The sequence below is a fragment of the Rhizobium sp. Root483D2 genome, assembly GCF_001426685.1.
GTDB lineage: Bacteria > Pseudomonadota > Alphaproteobacteria > Rhizobiales > Rhizobiaceae > Pararhizobium > Pararhizobium qamdonense.
Window position 1 is genome coordinate 25174 of the sequence record NZ_LMFB01000031.1, and the last position, 16905, is coordinate 42078.

General features: G+C 62.4%; 20 protein-coding genes and 2 pseudogenes. 1 reads left to right on the forward strand and 21 read right to left on the reverse strand.

From position 1 onward, the window contains the following. Positions 1-134: 134 nt before the first annotated feature. The 8 genes from ASD32_RS21035 to ASD32_RS21070 form a co-directional block, all read right to left on the reverse strand. Positions 135-1523: an ATP-binding protein gene (locus ASD32_RS21035; RefSeq protein WP_060640033.1), complete on the reverse strand. Its 1389-nt coding sequence runs from the start codon at positions 1521-1523 to the stop codon at positions 135-137. A gap of 100 nt (positions 1524-1623) precedes the next feature. Then, the gene (locus tag ASD32_RS21040) at positions 1624-2310 is read right to left on the reverse strand and encodes a response regulator transcription factor (protein ID WP_060640016.1); all 687 of its coding nucleotides are present in this window, start codon (positions 2308-2310) and stop codon (positions 1624-1626) included. Between the two features lie 123 nt (positions 2311-2433). Beyond that, positions 2434-2685 (reverse strand): hypothetical protein, encoded by a 252-nt coding sequence (locus tag ASD32_RS21045; protein WP_060503652.1) that lies wholly within the window; start codon positions 2683-2685, stop codon positions 2434-2436. A 119-nt stretch (positions 2686-2804) separates the two neighbouring features. Continuing rightward, positions 2805-3011 (reverse strand): hypothetical protein, encoded by a 207-nt coding sequence (locus ASD32_RS21050; protein WP_060640017.1) that lies wholly within the window; start codon positions 3009-3011, stop codon positions 2805-2807. 58 nt (positions 3012-3069) lie between these two features. Further along, positions 3070-6912 carry a glycoside hydrolase/phage tail family protein gene (locus ASD32_RS21055; protein WP_060640018.1) on the reverse strand — a complete coding sequence of 1281 codons (3843 nt, stop codon included), beginning with the start codon at positions 6910-6912 and terminating at the stop codon, positions 3070-3072. 5 nt (positions 6913-6917) lie between these two features. After that, on the reverse strand, positions 6918-7334 hold the full coding sequence (locus ASD32_RS21060) for an NlpC/P60 family protein (RefSeq protein ID WP_060640034.1): 417 nt from the start codon (positions 7332-7334) through the stop codon (positions 6918-6920). A 181-nt stretch (positions 7335-7515) separates the two neighbouring features. Beyond that, positions 7516-8406 (reverse strand): DUF2163 domain-containing protein, encoded by an 891-nt coding sequence (locus ASD32_RS21065; RefSeq protein ID WP_060640019.1) that lies wholly within the window; start codon positions 8404-8406, stop codon positions 7516-7518. After that, positions 8403-9044 carry a DUF2460 domain-containing protein gene (locus ASD32_RS21070; RefSeq protein ID WP_060640035.1) on the reverse strand — a complete coding sequence of 214 codons (642 nt, stop codon included), beginning with the start codon at positions 9042-9044 and terminating at the stop codon, positions 8403-8405. The genes ASD32_RS21065 and ASD32_RS21070 overlap by 4 nt, the downstream gene beginning before the upstream one ends. A 429-nt stretch (positions 9045-9473) precedes the next feature. Here ASD32_RS21070 and ASD32_RS21075 point away from each other — a divergent pair, with 429 nt between their 5' ends. Beyond that, positions 9474-9725: a hypothetical protein gene (locus ASD32_RS21075; protein ID WP_060640020.1), complete on the forward strand. Its 252-nt coding sequence runs from the start codon at positions 9474-9476 to the stop codon at positions 9723-9725. A 193-nt stretch (positions 9726-9918) separates the two neighbouring features. On the opposite strand, the gene ASD32_RS21080 is transcribed toward ASD32_RS21075, so the two are convergent. The 13 genes and pseudogenes from ASD32_RS21080 to ASD32_RS21140 all read right to left on the reverse strand — a co-directional run. After that, positions 9919-10500: a phage tail tape measure protein gene (locus tag ASD32_RS21080; RefSeq protein WP_060640036.1), complete on the reverse strand. Its 582-nt coding sequence runs from the start codon at positions 10498-10500 to the stop codon at positions 9919-9921. Between the two features lie 31 nt (positions 10501-10531). Further along, positions 10532-10741: a rcc01693 family protein gene (locus ASD32_RS21085; protein ID WP_060640021.1), complete on the reverse strand. Its 210-nt coding sequence runs from the start codon at positions 10739-10741 to the stop codon at positions 10532-10534. Beyond that, the gene (locus ASD32_RS21090; protein ID WP_060640022.1) at positions 10738-11085 is read right to left on the reverse strand and encodes a gene transfer agent family protein; all 348 of its coding nucleotides are present in this window, start codon (positions 11083-11085) and stop codon (positions 10738-10740) included. The genes ASD32_RS21085 and ASD32_RS21090 overlap by 4 nt, the downstream gene beginning before the upstream one ends. Beyond that, positions 11085-11492, reverse strand: a complete 408-nt coding sequence (locus tag ASD32_RS21095; RefSeq protein ID WP_060640023.1) for a phage major tail protein, TP901-1 family — start codon at positions 11490-11492, stop codon at positions 11085-11087. Before ASD32_RS21095 ends, ASD32_RS21090 begins: the two co-directional genes overlap by 1 nt. 73 nt (positions 11493-11565) lie before the next feature. Next, a complete protein-coding gene (locus ASD32_RS21100) occupies positions 11566-12003 on the reverse strand; it encodes a GNAT family N-acetyltransferase (protein ID WP_244490221.1) in 438 nt (145 codons plus the stop codon). A 75-nt stretch (positions 12004-12078) separates the two neighbouring features. Next, on the reverse strand, positions 12079-12381 hold the full coding sequence (locus ASD32_RS21105; RefSeq protein WP_060640025.1) for a DUF1778 domain-containing protein: 303 nt from the start codon (positions 12379-12381) through the stop codon (positions 12079-12081). Between the two features lie 137 nt (positions 12382-12518). Beyond that, positions 12519-12917, reverse strand: a complete 399-nt coding sequence (locus tag ASD32_RS21110; RefSeq protein WP_060640026.1) for a DUF3168 domain-containing protein — start codon at positions 12915-12917, stop codon at positions 12519-12521. Further along, entirely contained in the window at positions 12914-13243 is a 330-nt protein-coding gene (locus tag ASD32_RS21115) for a phage head closure protein (protein WP_060640027.1), read from the reverse strand. The genes ASD32_RS21110 and ASD32_RS21115 overlap by 4 nt, the downstream gene beginning before the upstream one ends. A 2-nt stretch (positions 13244-13245) precedes the next feature. Then, a complete protein-coding gene (locus ASD32_RS21120; protein WP_060640028.1) occupies positions 13246-13815 on the reverse strand; it encodes a phage head-tail connector protein in 570 nt (189 codons plus the stop codon). A 164-nt stretch (positions 13816-13979) separates the two neighbouring features. Then, a pseudogene (locus ASD32_RS21125) lies at positions 13980-15225 on the reverse strand (phage major capsid protein). A 3-nt stretch (positions 15226-15228) separates the two neighbouring features. Further along, the gene (locus ASD32_RS21130) at positions 15229-15801 is read right to left on the reverse strand and encodes an HK97 family phage prohead protease (protein WP_060640029.1); all 573 of its coding nucleotides are present in this window, start codon (positions 15799-15801) and stop codon (positions 15229-15231) included. Positions 15802-15938: 137 nt separating this feature from the next. Then, complete coding sequence (locus ASD32_RS21135; RefSeq protein ID WP_060640030.1) at positions 15939-16244, reverse strand: DUF6107 family protein; 306 nt, start codon at positions 16242-16244, stop codon at positions 15939-15941. 224 nt (positions 16245-16468) lie between these two features. Then, positions 16469-16705: pseudogene (locus ASD32_RS21140) on the reverse strand (type II toxin-antitoxin system RelE/ParE family toxin); the annotation flags it as partial. Positions 16706-16905: the final 200 nt, after the last annotated feature.

Consider the following 16905-nt stretch of genomic DNA (forward strand, 5'->3'; position numbering starts at 1 on the left):
CCGATTCATGGCTCATTATCTTTTTACATTCCCCGCATACACAGGCAACATCGCAGCGGTCAAAGGCGTCTCATTGCGGAATTTTACCCGCAATCCTGTCAAAAAAGTCACGTCACAGCGGATAGTACATCCCCTTATGACACAGCGGGTAGCACGATCTGCGCCTTCAGCCCGCCGCGCTCGCCGCGCGATAGTCCCAGAGTGCCTTGATACTCCCCGGCAATCTCGCTGACGATCGACAATCCGAGGCCGGTCCCCGGCTTGCTTTCATCCAGCCTTTTGCCGCGCTTGATGGCAATGCCGATCTGCTCCGGCTCCAGGCCCGGACCGTCGTCATCCACCTCGATGGCAATCCAGTTGCGCCGCCCCGGATCTTTGCCCTGCACGCCCTCGGGCGCGATCTGGGCGAGGATGTGAACCTGTTCGGTCGCATAGCGCGCGGCATTGTCGAGCAGGTTGCCGACCGTTTCCTCGACATCCTGCTGCTCCATCGCGAGAATGAGGCCGGGCGGCGACACCGTCAGCAAAAAGGTCTTTTCCGGGTGCAGCCGGCGCATGACACGTACAAGCCGCTCAAGCACGGGCTCCACCTCGGTGCGCGCCAGAACCGATTCCCGCTGGGCAGCGATGCGGGCGCGGTTCAGATAGGATTGCACCTGCATCTGCATCGCATCCGCCTGCGCCTTGACGAGATCGCCATGCGGCGCCTCAAGCACTCTAGCTTCGTTGATCAGGACGGCCAGCGGCGTCTTCAGCGAATGGGCGAGATTGCCGACCTGCATGCGGGCGCGCTCGATAATGCGCCGGTTGCTGTCGATCAACGCGTTGACTTCGCTTGCCAAAGGCTGGATTTCGCGCGGAAATTCGCCGTCCAGCCGCTCGCTTTCGCCGCCACGAATCTTTTCCAGCGACCGGCGCGCCTGGTCGAGCGGTCTGAGCCCGAAGAGAATGGCCAGCGCGTTCATGCCGAGGCCACCGAAACCGAAGATCGATAGCGCCAGATAGAGATTGCGGTTGAAATCGTCGATATCGGCTTCCAGCACGTCGCGATTGCCCGCAACCCGAAACCGGGCCGTATGCCCCTGAATGTCCAGAACGACTTCCGTTTCCGCCACTTCAACTTCGTTGTTGAAGGAATCGACGGTGGTGTAGAAGCGCTCGTAGCGGATGTCGAAGGGAACCTCGTCTACGCTTGCGATCGGCAGCTTGCCGGACCCAAGCGATGTGGAAATCAAAGGCGGCGTGTTGAATTCGCCGATCGGCTCGACGATCCAGTACCAGCCCGTCTGCGGCTGCGAAAAGCGCAGGTCGCCAAGCTGCGGACTGCCCGCCAGGACCGACTTGTCGTTGACGACGATCGAGTTGATGACATTGTAAAGCTGGGCGCGCAGCAGATCCTGAAAGCCGCGCTCGGACCCCTGCCGGTAGAGCGTCGAGATCACCACGCCGATTACCACCAGCGCCGCCACAGCCCAGATGGTGGACACCAGAAGAACGCGTGCGGTCAGCGATTGCGGGCGCAGCATCACGGATGCCGCCGGATGGCGTGAAAGGACAATACCGCAAGCCCGCGTTCATGGCGCATGGACGGCCCGTTGTCACGGTTGATGAGAGTGATCCCGCTCAGGATTTCACTTCCTTGCTGGCCATGCCCGGAGCCTGCATGCGGTAGCCAAGGCCGCGCACGGTTTCGATCAGGTCGTTGCCGATCTTCTTGCGAAGCCGGCCGACGAAAACCTCGATCGTGTTGGAATCGCGATCAAAATCCTGGTCGTACATGTGTTCGACCAGTTCGGTGCGCGACACCACCTGCCCCATATGGTGCATCAGATAGGACAGAAGCCGGAACTCGTGCGAGGTCAGCTTCAGCGCCACGCCGTTGACCAGCGCCTTGGAGCCCTTGGTATCCAGCCGCACCGGGCCGCAGACGATTTCGGAGCTTGCATGTCCTGCCGCACGCCGGATCAGCGCCCGGATGCGGGCCAGAACTTCTTCCACATGGAATGGCTTGGTGACGTAGTCGTCGGCACCGGCGTCGATCCCGGCGACCTTGTCGCTCCAGCGGTCGCGGGCGGTCAAAATCAGGACCGGCGTGACCTTTCCGGCACCGCGCCATTTTTCCAGCACGGTGATGCCGTCCATTTCCGGAAGACCGATGTCGAGGATAACAGCGTCGTAGGGTTCACCCTCGCCGAGATAATGGCCCTCTTCGCCGTCGAAGGCCTGATCGACGACATATCCGGCTTCCTTCAGCGTGTCCGTCAATTGACGGTTGAGGTTGACGTCGTCTTCGACCACCAGAATGCGCATGAACAGACTTTCTTCCCTTGCGCGCCAGCATTTCCCAAAAATATGCCGTCGCGTTGCAACACGAGATTTCTACTTACCTTATTTCATCCGTTTCGAGAATGTTTGACGGCAAGCATTGTGCAGCTACATCGGCACCCGCATCGTCACCTTTTTCGGGCGGCCGCCATTGCCGGGGATAAGCACCGTGACGACACATTTTCCATCGCCCGTCGGCTGCGCCGACAGGAGCTCGCCGCCGGTCTTGGCCACCACCTCGGCCGCCGCCTGGCCGCAATCGCCATCCACGGCAACAACCATCGATGGCACATCAATCGCCGGCGGCGCGAATCCGGAAAGGCCCGCTGCAAGCGTTGCTATGATCAAGGGTGAGGACATGAACGCACTTTCGGATTGAAAACAAGATGGACGGCTTGGGAAGCATCGTTGCAGTTTTAATAACCGATACAGTCTGAATGGCAAATGAATGTCCCGGCACAGCGGGTTTCGCCCGATGTCTAGCGCAAGCGAGACCGGGCGGAAATCCGGCCCCAGATGGCTACAAGTCCACCCACCGCTGCCGAAAGCGCGGTCAGTCCATCCACAGCGCCGGTTTTATCCTCAGGCGCGATCTCCAGTCCCAAAAGATTGGCGCAGGATGCCAGGATTGCAACCACGCCACCCCAGATGGTCTTCGACATGTACCAGGTCTTCACATCGTTCATTTTACGCTCCTTGTCCGAGGGCTTGATTTGCGTGTGATTTGAAAGGGAAATTGCAATTTTAAAGCTCAAGCAAAGCCTGCGCCGGAACACCGAATGCAACCTTCTGCCCGCGCTGCCGGATGCGTACCGACAGCGCTGCCTGTGGTCCGCCGAAATCCTCGATCACCAAACCGGCGCCGTAGTCCAGCACCGGTTCGGACACATCGAAGGACCGCTTGATGACGGCGCCGTCGAAGATATCGACGCGATATCTTTCCTCTGGTTCATCGAGCGCGATATCGCCGTCCAGCCAGTGGTCGGCGTCGCGGCGGGCGCAGCGGATCCAGGTGATTCGGATAGCGCCGCCTTCCAGACGCCGCCCGCGCAGATGGACCGGCGCCACCGGCGTCTCCGCCCGCAAGCCTCCGGCAAAGGCAAAGGGGCCGGTCGGTGTAACGGCCTGTCCAGCTGCCTCGGCAATCCAGTTGATCACGCGCCCCGCCTCGTCGGCGCTCAGCCCCAGCGGCCGAACCGCGGCGTTCAAAACCACCACTGCGGTGCCTGCAGCCGCACCGGCCAGCATCGCGTCCATCGTCCCGTTGAGTGCGCGCAGCAGTTTCGTCAGCCGCCAGCGCCCGGCGGAAATTTCCTGCGCATTTTCAAAACCGATGATTTCCCAGATACCGTCCAGCGACAGCACCGCGATGCGGTTGCGCCCGTTGAGAACGGACAGACGCCCCACAGACGACAATCCGCCGAAATGCAGATCCAGCGTCAGCGCGCGCGCGGCATCAAACCGGCCGGTCACGCCGGCTGCGAGCGGTTCTGCAAGCACCCCCGTCTGCCCCGGCTGCCCAAGCCGCACCCGCGTCTGATAATCCTCCGCCACTGCCGATGACAGCAGCGTCACCGCGCGCCATGGCCGCGCAAAGACTGCTGCCCGCGCAAAACTGCTGGCATTGCCCGTCTCGTATTGCGGCAGATCCATCAGGTGCACGACGGGCGAGAACCCGTCGGATGGAACACGCGGCGCGCTGACCGGCTTTAACGGCTGGACCGCACGCCCGCCACCCGACGCCACAAACGCCCGCGCCTCGAGCGTGCGCGCGGCACCGTCCTCGATCCGGCTGATGACAAACGGACCCTTAGGCCCCTCTTCGAACGAAACCACATCGCCCGGCTCGAACGCAAGTGCTGCCGGCGACAGCGAAAAGCGCACGCTCCGGCGCGAGACCTGATGATCGCGCAGCGCATCCTCGACAGCGCTTGCAGCTGCGCCATCATACATCACCCCCGGCAACGACAGCCGCAGCACCCGCTCATTGCCTGGCGATACCCGGCGCGACCGCGCCGTTGTCCGCTCATAGGCATTTTCCGGATCGAACCGGTCGAGAATGGCCTCGCTGCCGAAATCGCTGTCATGCCCGCGCGTCTCCACAAACAGCGCCTGTCCGTCGATATCCGCCAGCACCGAAATCGCACCCGGCTGCGACGCCTGCTTCATCCGCGAGCGAAACCGTAGCGTCCCGCCGTCCTCCACCGCATCGATCTGCAGTGCCGCCATCAACGGCTCCAGCACATCGCGCGCCGAAGCCTGCTCCGACTGCACATAACCGGTGAGATCGCCGCTGACGCCGCTGACATCGCCGCCCTCAAATCCGTGATCCGCAAGCACTGCCGCAATCACTTCGGCGGCTGTCGCAGAGCCCAGCCGCCCATTCACCCAGTGCCCGGTCTGCCAATTGGCGCTATCGGACCACAGCCCGGTATTTTCCGGAAAGGCCGGCATCGGCCGCGCATCCCAGGTCCAGACGAACATGTGATCCGCATCGACGCATGCGGGCGCACCGTCCCCCTGCCAGAACCGGTGCTGCGCCTGCAGGAACCGGCGCTGCATGGCATCGCAGCGAGCACCGTTCGACGCATAGGGCGCCGCCGATTCGGACGATTTCGGGTCGGTAAAGACGTTCGGCTGGTTCGCCCCCTTGTCGATTGCCGGGCAACCCAGTTCGGTAAACCAGATGGGCTTGGCGCCCGCAGTCCAGGCGGTGGCAACGGCCTGCTCGGCACCGCCGATCCGGTTGCGATGCCTCTGCCCCCACCAGTTGGCAATATCCTTGTAGCGGTAGACCCACGGCTTTCCCGCCATCCCGTCGGTGATCGGCGTGCGGATCCGGTCACGGCGATCTTCCGGGCTGGCATAGTACCAGTCGTAGCCCTCGCCCGCCGAAATCATCGCCTGCATCGCCTCCGCATCCTCCGCCAGCCGGAAGCCGTCGGGATTGCTGAGCGTCAGGTCGCCGTCGCGCCAGTCGGAGAGCGGCATGTAATTGTCGATCCCGACCGCATCGATATCGGGCGAAGCCCAGAGCGGATCGAGATTGTAGAACACGTCGCCCGACCCATCCGGCGGGTGGTAGCCGAAATATTCGCTCCAGTCCGCCCCATAGGTGAGCTTGGTGGTCCCTCCCAATATCCCCCGCACATCGGCCGCAAGGCCGATCAGCTTTTCCACAAAGGGAAAGGCCCCCGTCCCATCGCGCAACTGCGTCAGTCCGCGCAATTCGGAACCGATGATAAACCCCTCCACCCCGCCCGCTGCCCTTGCCAGCAGCGCGTAGTGAAGCACCAGCCGGCGATATCCCTCATCTTCGGTGAGTGATCTTACCGACGTGCTCGAAACCGAAAAATCGCCTTCTGTGGCATCGCCGCAAAACGCCGCCACTTGCGTGCGCGTTGCCGTCGTCCTGTCGGCACTGCCTGGACGGCCCGGTGCCGGATGCGCAGTAATGCGCCCCCGCCAGGGATAGACGGGTTGCCCCGTGCCGCCATAGGGATTGGGCAGCGTATTCCCGGCTGCAATGTCCATCATCACGAAGGGATAGAGATAGACCTTCAGCCCGCGCGCTCTCAGATCGGCGATCGCCATGGTGACGCTAGCATCATCAGGCGTGCCGCCATACGCCGGGCCACCCTCGTTGCGGCTCACCAGCCTTGCATCGCCGCGTGAAAATCCCGACACCGACCAGGGCCGGCTTTCGCCCCGCCGCACCGCCGTTTCCACCCCCGGCATGATCCGGCACTGGCCGGCCCGCAGATCCGTTCCGAACCACGAGACGACCAGCGCCACCCGTTCAAGGTTCGGGCACAGGGCCTGCAATTCGTCGATCGAGGCATGCCAGTCGGACCCGGCGTGAAAAATATTACGGTTGATCAGCCGGCGCGAACCGGCGCCTGTCTCTTCGGTCACCACGCGGGGATCATAGCCATGCTCGCTGGAACCCGGAATGATCGTGATCGCCCGGATTTGCTTTTCCAGCGTGCCAACCGGCCGCAGCACCTCGAACTGGATCACCGGTATCCGGTTGCCGTAGCTGTCCAGCGGCAGCCGCTCGAACACGGCATAGGCGAGCCCGCGATAGGCCGGCGCCTTGCCCGCGCCCTGCTTCGCCTCGATCAGCGGATCGGGCAATTGACTGCCCGTGCCGCGATAGACCCGCATCTCGATCCCGGTGAGGTCCAGCTCGCGCCCATCGGCCCAAACGCGGCGCACGCAGGCAATTTCCCCCTCGCAAATTCCCAGCGCAAAATTGGCATAGTAGCGAAACGTCTCGACGCGCGGCCCGCTTGCCTTGCCGCCCTGCCGCTCGACCCGCACCTCCTCCTCGAACCGCGTCGCCCAGATCAGCGTACCGCCGATGCGCACCGTGCCATAGGCGCGGGTGATCGCCGTGCCGTCCTCGGCGCCGGGAATGCGCGCATCGCCCAGCCGGGCGCCGGAGACCGTTTGCGTGCCATTGATGATCGAGCGGTCGATGACGGAACCCGCCAGCGCGCCAGCCGCCCGGCCAAGCACTGCGCCGACCGGTCCGAACACGCTGCCAAGCGCTGCGCCCGCCGCCTGCAGAAGAATGGTTGCCATGATCGTCAGACCTTTTGCGGAAAACGGAACACACCGGCGATCCGCCGCCGCCAGGAGGGCACCAGCGCCGATTCGATCACCGCCGCCTGCTCATAGGCATGGATGAACCGGTCGCCGGTTGAAAGAATCCCTGCATGTTTGGCCGGCAGATCCGGCCGCCAGCAAAACAAAAGCAAATCCCCCGGCCGCATCTGCGCCACCGCCAGCTCCACGCCGAAATACCGCCGCGCCGCCTCACGCAACCGGTCCTCGCCGCTTCTCTCCGCCCAGTCCGGCTGATAGGCCGGCGGCAGTTCCGGCTCCGCGCCATGGATCTCCCGCCACACCCCGCGCACCAGCCCCAGACAATCGCAACCGACCCCCTTCAGGCTCGCCTGATGCCGATACGGCGTCCCAATCCAACTCCGCGCCACCGACACGATCCGGCTTGCAAAAGCATTCCCCCGGTCTCCCTCTTCCTCCCCACGGGCAGCCCCATCCTCCCCTTCTCCCCCACGGGCAGCCCCGTCTTCCCCTTCTCCCCCACGGGGAGAAGGTGGCCCGAAGGGCCGGATGAGGGGGTCCACACGTTCCGAACCATCCACCCCCCCACTCACACCCCGCTCACTCATACAACACCCGCCCATCATGCACCGCATCGCCATCCGCATAGCCAAAGGCAAAATCCGTCCCCGGCATATGCGGAAATCCCTGGAAATTCACAGCGTTCGCGAACGCCGTTCCACAGGTGGCAAAACTCTTGTCGCATCCCGCCGTCACCGCAAACGTATCTCCCGCCGCAAGCGGCAAAGGCGGCGGCAGCCAGAGCGACAGCGTCACCCCGTCAGCGTCCCTGCGGTGATCCTCGATATCGGCAACATGCCCGGCATTGGCACCGGCAACGAACGTGGCCATGCCGTACCGGAAAAAACCCGCCACCGACGCATCGAGCCCGCTCACCCGTATCCGCGTCCCGTCCAAAACAGCCGCGATCGTGCCGCTGCCCCGGTACGCCGGATTGCTGACATCCACCTTGCACCGCCGGTCACCGAACACGGCGTCGCAGCGCCGCCCGTAAATCCGCCCCTGCACCTGATCCAGCCGATGCGTCAGACGCCGCAGCTCGGCGCGAAAGGCGCCGCCTGCCGCCACGACATCGCCGATTTCCTGCACCCGCAGCAGAGTGCGCTGGTCCGGCGCCTGCCAGTTCACCTGGAACACCTCGACCGTCGCGCCGTCATACCGTCCGGCGATCACATCCGCCTCGCTGATCGCAATGCTGGAAAAACCGCCGGCGATCTCGCCCGCCTCAACCGAAAGCCCGCTGGCCACCTCGCTGTCGGCCGCCTGAAAGCCGCTCGCTGCCGAAAAACCGATGCCGTCGAAGGTGAGATCATGATCATGCTCGGTAAAGCCGAGCACCGTCCCGTCGCGCCGCGTCACCCGCCAGCAATGGCACATGGTCGTCGCGTCGCCGCTCAGATGTCCGGCAAGCGCTGCAGAAAGCGTTCTCATGGCTTGATCTCCACCAGAGGAATGGTCGGAATGCGCCCGGCCTGAAACTGCCCCAGATCCACATCGATCCGGTCGGTATCGAACCGCACCGGCACATCGAATTCGAACCCGGCTTTCACCGCAGCCCCATCAGCCGGAATTTTCGACGCCAGAAACGTCACCCGGCCGCTCGCCGCATCCACCGTAAAATCGGCAGGCGCTGCCAAAACACCGCCGACCGACACCAAAACCGTCCCCAAAACCGGCTTGGCGATCTCGCGCACCGTCACACCACCGGCATCGCCATAGGTCTTCACCAACTGAAAAACTGCGCTCACGCCATCACCGGCACCGATCACCTGGTCATGCCCTGAGACCGCACCACCCGGCGCGCAGGATTTGAAATCCAGCGGATCACGAAACCGGAACCCGTAAAGCTGCCCCGCCCGCGCCTCGAAAAATTCCAGCACCGCATAGAGATCGCCGATCGACTTGATCCCCGAGCCCGCATCATAGTGCCTGCGCGCATCGCGCCAGCGCCGGTTGCGGTTTTCCCGCCCGTTCGAAAGGCTGACAATATCCGTGCGCCGCACCGGCCCCCCGCTCGTCCCCAATGCCAGGCGCAAGGGAAACCGGACCTCGTGAAATCCTGTTGCCATGATATTTTCCGTTGTCTGTTGAATCGGTTGGCAGCGGATCTTCAGAGACCGCTCCATGCCGTCAGATGCTTATCCCCCGCACCGGCAATTTCGCCCGCAAGGGACGGAATGAACCCGTTAATTCCGGAGCCTGTCTTCGATCCAGAAGGTACTCCTGCACAGCATCATCCAGTCGCCCCTCTGCGCACACGTGGCAAAGGACGGGAGGCCGCTTCCGGAAAAATCGGACACGCAAGCTCCACAGGCACAACTATAGGCGCAGACCAACCCGGATTTGCAGACATATCCGTGAGTTCCAGCCGTCCTATCATCCAATATTCCAGCCTTTTGCGCCGGAAATCATTTTTTTCAGAACGAGGGAACTTGAGCACATCGAGCTGGTTGAAGACGTGCAAACAGCAAAAATAAACTCAAAGTGAGGAAATCCCGATGATCCGCTCCGTTCTTATCGCAGGCGCCACCATTGTGGCCCTTTCGACCTCCGCTTACGCACAGAACATGACTGTGACATGCGACGACGCCGGCATGACGAAACTCAAATCCGAAGCCGAAACCGTCAAGCAGGAACACAGAACCGAAGTCATGGCCGCCATCGGCGACGCCAGCATGGCCATGCAGGCCGGCAAAATGGACGAGTGCATGGCCTCCATGCAAAAGGCCATGACAGCCATCCACAAATAGGCCGCCAAAGCCAACCGAATGTGACAAGGCCCGCTGAGATCGCGGGCCTTCGGTCATTATGGACCTCCCACCTCCCCCTTGAGGGGGGAGGTCGCCGCAAAGCGGCGGGTGGGGGTGACCCACCGCGAACACAATCGTCAATTCCTCATGCTGCAGATCACCCCACCCCAAAGCGCCGCTCCGACCCTCCCCCTCACATCCCCCGCCGCCCGCGCCCCACCGTGCGCGTCAGCATCGCCGCAATCTGCCCCTCCGACTTTCGAAAGCTCTGCGCATCCGGCGCCGTCACGTTGAAGACGACGTTCATCGCCGCACCGCCGCCGGAAGATGCCACGCCCAGCGAGCCGTCGGAGCCGCGCTTCAAGGGCAGGATCGCCTCCGATCCGGCCTCGCCCATCAGCCCCATCTGTCCATCCATCGGAAAATAGGTCGGCGCGGAGACGACGCCGCCGGCGGCAAACGGCGTCACCCGGCCCGGCACGCCGCCATTGGCAAAGGCAGTGGCCCCACTCAGGCTTCCCGCAAGCCCCGAAATCGCCGAACCGAGCAGCCCTTCCAGCGGCTTCAACCCCGCCGATAGCGCGATCTCCGTCAGCCGCAATCCGGCGCCGCGCAAGACATCCTCCAGCCCCTTGCCGCCGCGCGTCGCCGAAGCTAGAGCCCCCGTCAGTGCGGCGCCGAACGCGTGCGAGCGCCGTTCCAGATCGTCGAGCACATCCTTCAACGCATCCGCATCCTCGGCCGCCCCCGAGAACCCGATCCCATCACCGTCCATCATCATCTCCTTGAAAAAAATATCCACCGTCTCAGTCGGGAAACGCCGCCATCAGCATCTCCAGTCCCGATCGGCCCGGAACCGGCGCAGCAGGCTTCAATCCGCCCAAAGCCGCCTGCATCTCACGCGGCGTCATCGACCAGAAGACGGGCGCCGGAAGCCGCAGCAGGCACAGTCCGGCATGCATCACCGCTTCCCAGGGAAACGGCGACGGCAGCCCATTGCCCGCTGCGGCATTCAAGGGTTTGCGGCATCCTCCGCGCCACCGAAAGTCACCGCCAACAGCTCGCCGGTCAGCCGCGCCAGCCCGGCAAGACCACCATCGATACTCATGACGGCAACATCCTCGTCCGATACCAGGTTGCCGCCGCCGCGAAGGCCGGCGCTCAAGATGCGGATCATGTCGCCAGCCTTCAGCCGCCCGGCCGAAAAGCGCGCCGCCAGCTCCATCAGATTGTCGGCCGCAAACGCCGTCTCGAGTTCGGCCAGGCTGCCGAGCGTCAAGCAAAGAATGCGCCGCTCACCGCCGATGACCGCCTCCACCTCGCCCCGGTGCCGGTTCGCCCGGCCGCCACGCGCACTCATCACAATGCCGCAAAGTTAAGGGCACCGGCCGATTCCAGTGCCGTCTCGAACAGGATTTCGCCATTATACTGGCCGGAATATTCGAGCGCCGTCACCTGAAACGGACCCGTCAGCGTGCCGAAATCGGGAATGACGATCTGCCAGTTCAAGATGGCGCCGTTAAAGAACGCCGCGCGCACCAGCGCATCCGAGTTCTGATCCTTGAAGATTCCGGCACCCGAGACCGATGCCCGCTGCACGCCCGCGCCGCCAAGCAGCTCACGCCATCGCCCCGCCGATTCCGCGTCTGTCGCGTCCACCGTCTCGGCGTTGAACGCCAGCCGTTTCGAGCGCAACCCCGCCACCGTCAGATAAGAGCCGCCATTGTCGATCTTCAAAAGAAGATCCTTCCCCTTCTGCGCCACCATGCCTTCATCCTTCCGCACAACAAAAAGGCGCCCGGAAGGACGCCGTTTCAGATTTAAAAATTGAAGTCGAATGTCACATCGCGGCTTGTAAAGACGCCGCAATATCCTTGGTTGGCAGGAGCAAGGTCCGCTCCAGCCCTTTCGCCGCGCGAAAACCAAATCTGGCGTAAAAAGCTTCCGCCTCGTCATCCAGCGCATGAACCATGACGGCGCGAAATGCCACGCTTTCCGACGTGGATAGCACCGCCAGAAGGGCATTCTTCAGCAAGGCCAAACCGAGACCCTGCTTTTGATATCGGCGATCGACCGCCAGGCGCGCCAGCAAGGCAACCGGAATGTCCTTTGGAGCCTGATGACCCTTGACCTGTCTGGGCGCATTGTCCCGGCTGATGATACCCGCACACAGCGAGTGGTAACCAGCAACACGATAGTCAGCGTCGGCGATGACGAATGTCCGGCTGTAACCCTGGTGCTGATTGTAAAGCGCCATATCCTTGAGGAAAGCGTCCAACGATGGCTTACCGCTATCGAAAGCGTCTATCCGGTGATGATCGCCAAGCGGCGCTGGTTTCCGAAACATCCCGCCTCAGTCAATCCATGCACGGTTTGACCGAAAGAGTTCAACGAGCCTCGGATTTGCCCGTGCAGGCTCCGACAGCAATGTCTCGACCGCATCGAAAACCGTGGCATCGACGCCGACAAAGCGCTGATCCAGCAATTCCCTTTGTGCGGACGAATAGGCAGCCTCCGTCATAAAGGACGTCACGGATTTACCGGCCACAGCGGCGGCGCGCGAAATCACATCACGCGTCTTTGCATCCATACGAAGATTGATAGTTTCATCTTTTTTGGCAGAGGACATTTGAAAATCATCCTGAATATCATCCAAAGGATGACTCGCCTTAGTATTATCCGTTAACGAAGGCCTTAAACACTGCATTTGCCTTATATCAATCTGTACACACATTGTAAATACGAACTCATCTGGTTCTGTATATGGCTTGGACAGGTGCCGTCCCAGCGTCGTTACTCCGTCACGGCCCGGAACACCATTTCCGCCACATGCCCCTTGGCCTTGGCATCGCGACTGATCTTCGTGCGCCGATGCAGGATGCTGACCAGCGCAACCCCGCTCAAAACGAGCGGCGCATCGTACAGCAAAGCCCGGACCCGCGCGGCAATCTGTTCCGCCGTGCGGCCTCCGCCTTCGCCGGTCAGCACGTGCAGCGTGATCAGATGTTCTTCGCCCGCCTCGCTTGCCGTCGATGCATCCAGGCTTTCGATCCCGGCAATGGAGATACACGGCCGGTGCGATCGTGCCTGCAGGTGATCGTGAACACCGCCCGGCCCGATCAAGGACGTCAGAGCAGCATCACCGGAAAGCTTGAGGAAAATCGCCTTCTGGACAGCGCTTGCAGCACTCATCGACCCTCCTCCGTGCAACGGCAGACCAGATAGCGGCGCGTTTCGTCGGGATCATGAAAGGCCTGGATCGTGAAAACCCGTGCACCCTTGCAAAACCGCATACCGGCCTGCAGATCCGCGCGAAACCGGATGGAAATCCGATGCGTGACGGTAAAGACCGCCGCATCCGCCTGCTCTTCGTGTGTGACCGAAACAGGCTCGACCCGCGCCCAGAGCGAGGTCACCAGCGCAAAACCTGCAACAATGCCGCCCTGGCCGTCGCTGGCGTCGTCGCGCATCTCCAGGTCCAGCCGGTCCGAAAGTTGTCCGGGATCGACCGCAGCCATGCTCAAAGCCCCCGCCGGCAAAAGGGTGCGATCAGCCGGTCGTAACCGGCAGGCACCGCCGCCGGCTGGTCACCGGGCGAGACCGCGCCGCGAAACTCGTAGAGCAGCGCCGCATGCAACAGCATCGCCCGTTTCAGCGTATCCGGCACATCCGCACCCGTTGTTCCGAAACCAGCCGTAAGATCGATCTCGATGCCGTTGATCGCCTGTCCCGGCTGCGGATGCTGCGGCAGGATCAGCCGCGCCGGACGCGCCTGTCCGTCCAGCACGAAACCGGTGCTATCGATATCAGCAGGCGTCCCGCCGGCATCATAAACCGTAACCGCTTCAATCGTTTGAACCGGCCCCCTGCCAATCTGAATCACCCGTGCCGGCGGCCAGTCGTCGAGATAGAGCCGGAAGCTTCGCGTCAAAAGTGAAAGCCCTGTCTGCCGCTCCAGATGCTCGCGCACGGTGCGGATCAGCGCGGTGATCAGCGCATCCTCGGCATTTGTTTCGACGCGCAGATGCGCCTTCGTCTCGGCAAGCGTCAGCGGCTCGCCAAACGGCGGCGCCGTTTCGGTGATGGTCATGGAATTCTCCGATGAAATGCGGTGAGCGCGATAAGTGCAGGGCAATTGGATTGGGTGGACGCAGCGGGAGGGGAGCTGCGTCCACCCTCGCGCGACTGCGGCAGGGAAGACCGCGGCGCGAATGGGTGCCGTCCTTTCAAAAAAAGGGCGGCCCGGCGCTACATTCAAGATGCAGCGAATTTAATCAGCTTGATAGCCTCGAAATTTTGCACGCCCCCGCCCACCCGCTTGGTGGTGTAGAACAGCACATAGGGCTTGGCAGAATAGGGATCGCGCAGCACCCGCACGCCGGTGCGGTCGACGACGAGATAGCCGGCGGCAAAATTGCCGAAGGCGATTGCGGTGCTGTTTGCGCCGATATCCGGCATGTCCTCAGCCTCGGCAATCGGAAAGCCCATCAGCGAGGCCTGCTCCCCTGCCGCCACCGGCGGGCGCCACAGATAGTTGCCGTCGGCATCCTTGAACTTGCGGATCTCGGCCTGCGTCCTGCGGTTCATCACGAAGGCGGCGTTCTGCCGGTGGCCGGCCTTCAGCGCATAAATCGCGTCGATCAGCGTGTCGGATGGCCCGCTCGTCTGGAACGCACCGGCGGCACCGGTGGCGATATAGCCGATATTGCCCCAGCTCCAGCTCGCCTCATCGACATTGGTATAGCTTAAGAAGCCCTTCGGCTTGTTGGTGCCGTCGCCGGAAACGAAGGCCGTCCTGCTCGCCAAAAGCGATATCGACCTCTGAGGCGATCCAGTTCTCGATATCGACGGCCGCGTCGTCGAGCAGGGCGGCCGTCGCCGCCGGCATGGCATAGAGTTCCATGGTCGGAAAGGAGAGCTCGGCCAGCTGCGGCGTTGTGGTCTGCGGCCGCGCGGCGGTTTCCGAGACCCAGCCCGTCGCCATGCCCGACAGCGCAAACGGCTTCTTCAGAACCGCCCCGGACACCTGCCGGACCGTCGCCATCGCGCGGATCGGCGAGACGACCGAGAGCCTGCGGCCGATTTCCGTGTCGGTCTCGTTGGGCACCAGATAGCCGCCGTCGCTCGCCGAACCGATCGAAAACGCCTTGGCCTCCAGTTCGCGCAGCGCCTGCTCGTCGCCACGGCGGATATAGCTTTCGAATGCCGCCTTGTGCTCCATCGTCTCCAGGCTTGCTTCGCCGCTGCGTCCCAGCGCCGGGCGCGCCTTCTTCAGCGCCAGCTGGTCGATGACGCGCTTCTGCTCGTCCATCGTGCGCGCGATGCGGTCCATCTTGTCGCGGGTCACGACATCGGCCGTCAGCTTGCTTTCCAGCTCCCCCAGCCGCCGGTCGTTGGTTTCCTTGAATGCCTCGAAGGCGCCCATGAAATCCTCGAATGCCGCCGTCATGGTGTCCGGCGCAGTCTTGATTTCGGGTGCCACGCTGATCATCTCAGTCATCCCTCATATCCTTTTGTCAGAGAGCTTCATCATCCGGGCCGCCCGCCGCATCGTGCGCACGAGCTCCGTTTCGGTATCGCGGAAGAACCGCGCATTCTTGACGTTCGAAACCCGCGCCGATGGCAGCATCGGAAAGGTGACGATCGAGATTTCCCAGAGATCGGCCTCCAGAATGCGGCGCACGCCGGTCTTGCCGTCGGTCCTTGCCTTGACGGTCTGGAAGCCGATCGACAGCCCATCGAGCGCACCCGCCTTCATCAGCATGTGCACTTCCTGGGCGCGCGCGACCCCCGGCGATAAAAGACCCTCGACAAAGAGCCCGCGCGCATCTTCGCGAATGGTCTTCCAGGCCCCCAGCGGCTCAGCCGGATCATGCTGAAACAGCATCCGCACGCCGGACGCGCCGCGCCGCGCCAGCGATTGCTGGAAAGCGCCGGGCGCGATCGCATCCTTGCCGAGATCGACCTCGCCGAAAATGCTCGCATACCCGGACAACCGCCCCTCCCCGGTCACCCCGGACAAAGTCAGATTGGCAAACTTCTGCGTTCGCCAGACAGGCATCCTGTCGGTCGTCATGGTTTTTCTCCAAGTTTGAAAAGGGGGGCGGAAGCCAATAGGCAGTAGGCAATAGCCAGCAATGGCTAGCAATCGGGGCAATCGCGACTGATCATCTATTCACTACTGCCTACTGCCTACTGCCTACTGCCTACCGACTACTCCCACCTCTCCGCCAACCGCACCGCAACCCCCAGCACCCACCAGGCCACAAGGCTCGACGCCGCCGAACCCGTCAGCATCACCTCCGCGCCTGAAAGGCTGCCGGCAATATCGAGCTTGGCAACGATCCAGAGCCCGGCCGGTCCGCCGAAGACCAGGCCGCAGGACAGGCCGGTGAAGAAGCGCGAGGCAGCCTCGCGCCTGCTCTGCGGCAGCATGTAGATCAACGAGACCGCAGCCCCGGCCGCAGCACCGATCCCCTTGGCAGCCCAAAGGCTTGGGTCATTGCCAAAATCAGCCATTTGTTAAGTCCTTGATGCTATGATCGGAATCACAATGCCCTCACCCCGCCGCAGCCAGCTGACGCAAGGTGATGCGCGGCCTGACGCTGCGTCAGCGCAGACATTCCCTGAATCTTTTGAATCGCTTGCGGCCTCGTATTAAGAGTTTGAATCCGCAGCTTCATGCCGTGATTCAACACGCCGGCAAACAGAATCCGGCTGCCGTTTCAATTCCTGGAAAACAATCAGATATTTTCGAAATCGCCGGTCGTATCAGTGGCAATGTCCGGGTCGCTCTGACGCGCATGGCGAACAATCAGAATGCCGAGAATTCCGTCCACCACTTCATAGTCTATGACATAGGGTGGCGCTGAAAACCGCCGCACGCCTTGCGGCACATCCAGAGCTTTTCCCGCCAGCGGAAAACGCCGCAGCATGTCCATGACATGCCTCATCTGCAGAATCATCGCCGATGCTGCCCGCTTGTCGAAGCGGGCAAGTTACGCGCGTTCGGCTTTCAGATAGGCCGCAGCTTCATCGGAAATGCGCAGCTTCTTCAAGCGGCATCATCCTTGTTCAAGCCGTCCAACTCATCTAGGAGCGTGTCTACATCCTGAAACTTGCCTAGGCCGCGCACTCATAAATCGGGTTTGCAAATCGGTTTGATTTTGATTCATTGAAG

Bases quoted from the DNA above. Each gene is read 5' to 3' on its own strand.
- ASD32_RS21040 (WP_060640016.1), bottom strand. From the start codon at position 2,310: ATGCGCATTCTGGTGGTCGAAGACGACGTCAACCTCAACCGTCAATTG.
- ASD32_RS21045 (WP_060503652.1), bottom strand. From the start codon at position 2,685: ATGTCCTCACCCTTGATCATAGCAACGCTTGCAGCGGGCCTTTCCGGA.
- ASD32_RS21050 (WP_060640017.1), bottom strand. From the start codon at position 3,011: ATGAACGATGTGAAGACCTGGTACATGTCGAAGACCATCTGGGGTGGC.
- ASD32_RS21055 (WP_060640018.1), bottom strand. From the start codon at position 6,912: ATGGCAACCATTCTTCTGCAGGCGGCGGGCGCAGCGCTTGGCAGCGTG.
- ASD32_RS21065 (WP_060640019.1), bottom strand. From the start codon at position 8,406: ATGAGAACGCTTTCTGCAGCGCTTGCCGGACATCTGAGCGGCGACGCG.
- ASD32_RS21070 (WP_060640035.1), bottom strand. From the start codon at position 9,044: ATGGCAACAGGATTTCACGAGGTCCGGTTTCCCTTGCGCCTGGCATTG.
- ASD32_RS21075 (WP_060640020.1), top strand. From the start codon at position 9,474: ATGATCCGCTCCGTTCTTATCGCAGGCGCCACCATTGTGGCCCTTTCG.
- ASD32_RS21080 (WP_060640036.1), bottom strand. From the start codon at position 10,500: ATGGACGGTGATGGGATCGGGTTCTCGGGGGCGGCCGAGGATGCGGAT.
- ASD32_RS21090 (WP_060640022.1), bottom strand. From the start codon at position 11,085: ATGAGTGCGCGTGGCGGCCGGGCGAACCGGCACCGGGGCGAGGTGGAG.
- ASD32_RS21095 (WP_060640023.1), bottom strand. From the start codon at position 11,492: ATGGTGGCGCAGAAGGGGAAGGATCTTCTTTTGAAGATCGACAATGGC.
- ASD32_RS21110 (WP_060640026.1), bottom strand. From the start codon at position 12,917: ATGAGTGCTGCAAGCGCTGTCCAGAAGGCGATTTTCCTCAAGCTTTCC.
- ASD32_RS21115 (WP_060640027.1), bottom strand. From the start codon at position 13,243: ATGGCTGCGGTCGATCCCGGACAACTTTCGGACCGGCTGGACCTGGAG.
- ASD32_RS21120 (WP_060640028.1), bottom strand. From the start codon at position 13,815: ATGACCATCACCGAAACGGCGCCGCCGTTTGGCGAGCCGCTGACGCTT.
- ASD32_RS21130 (WP_060640029.1), bottom strand. From the start codon at position 15,801: ATGACGACCGACAGGATGCCTGTCTGGCGAACGCAGAAGTTTGCCAAT.
- ASD32_RS21135 (WP_060640030.1), bottom strand. From the start codon at position 16,244: ATGGCTGATTTTGGCAATGACCCAAGCCTTTGGGCTGCCAAGGGGATC.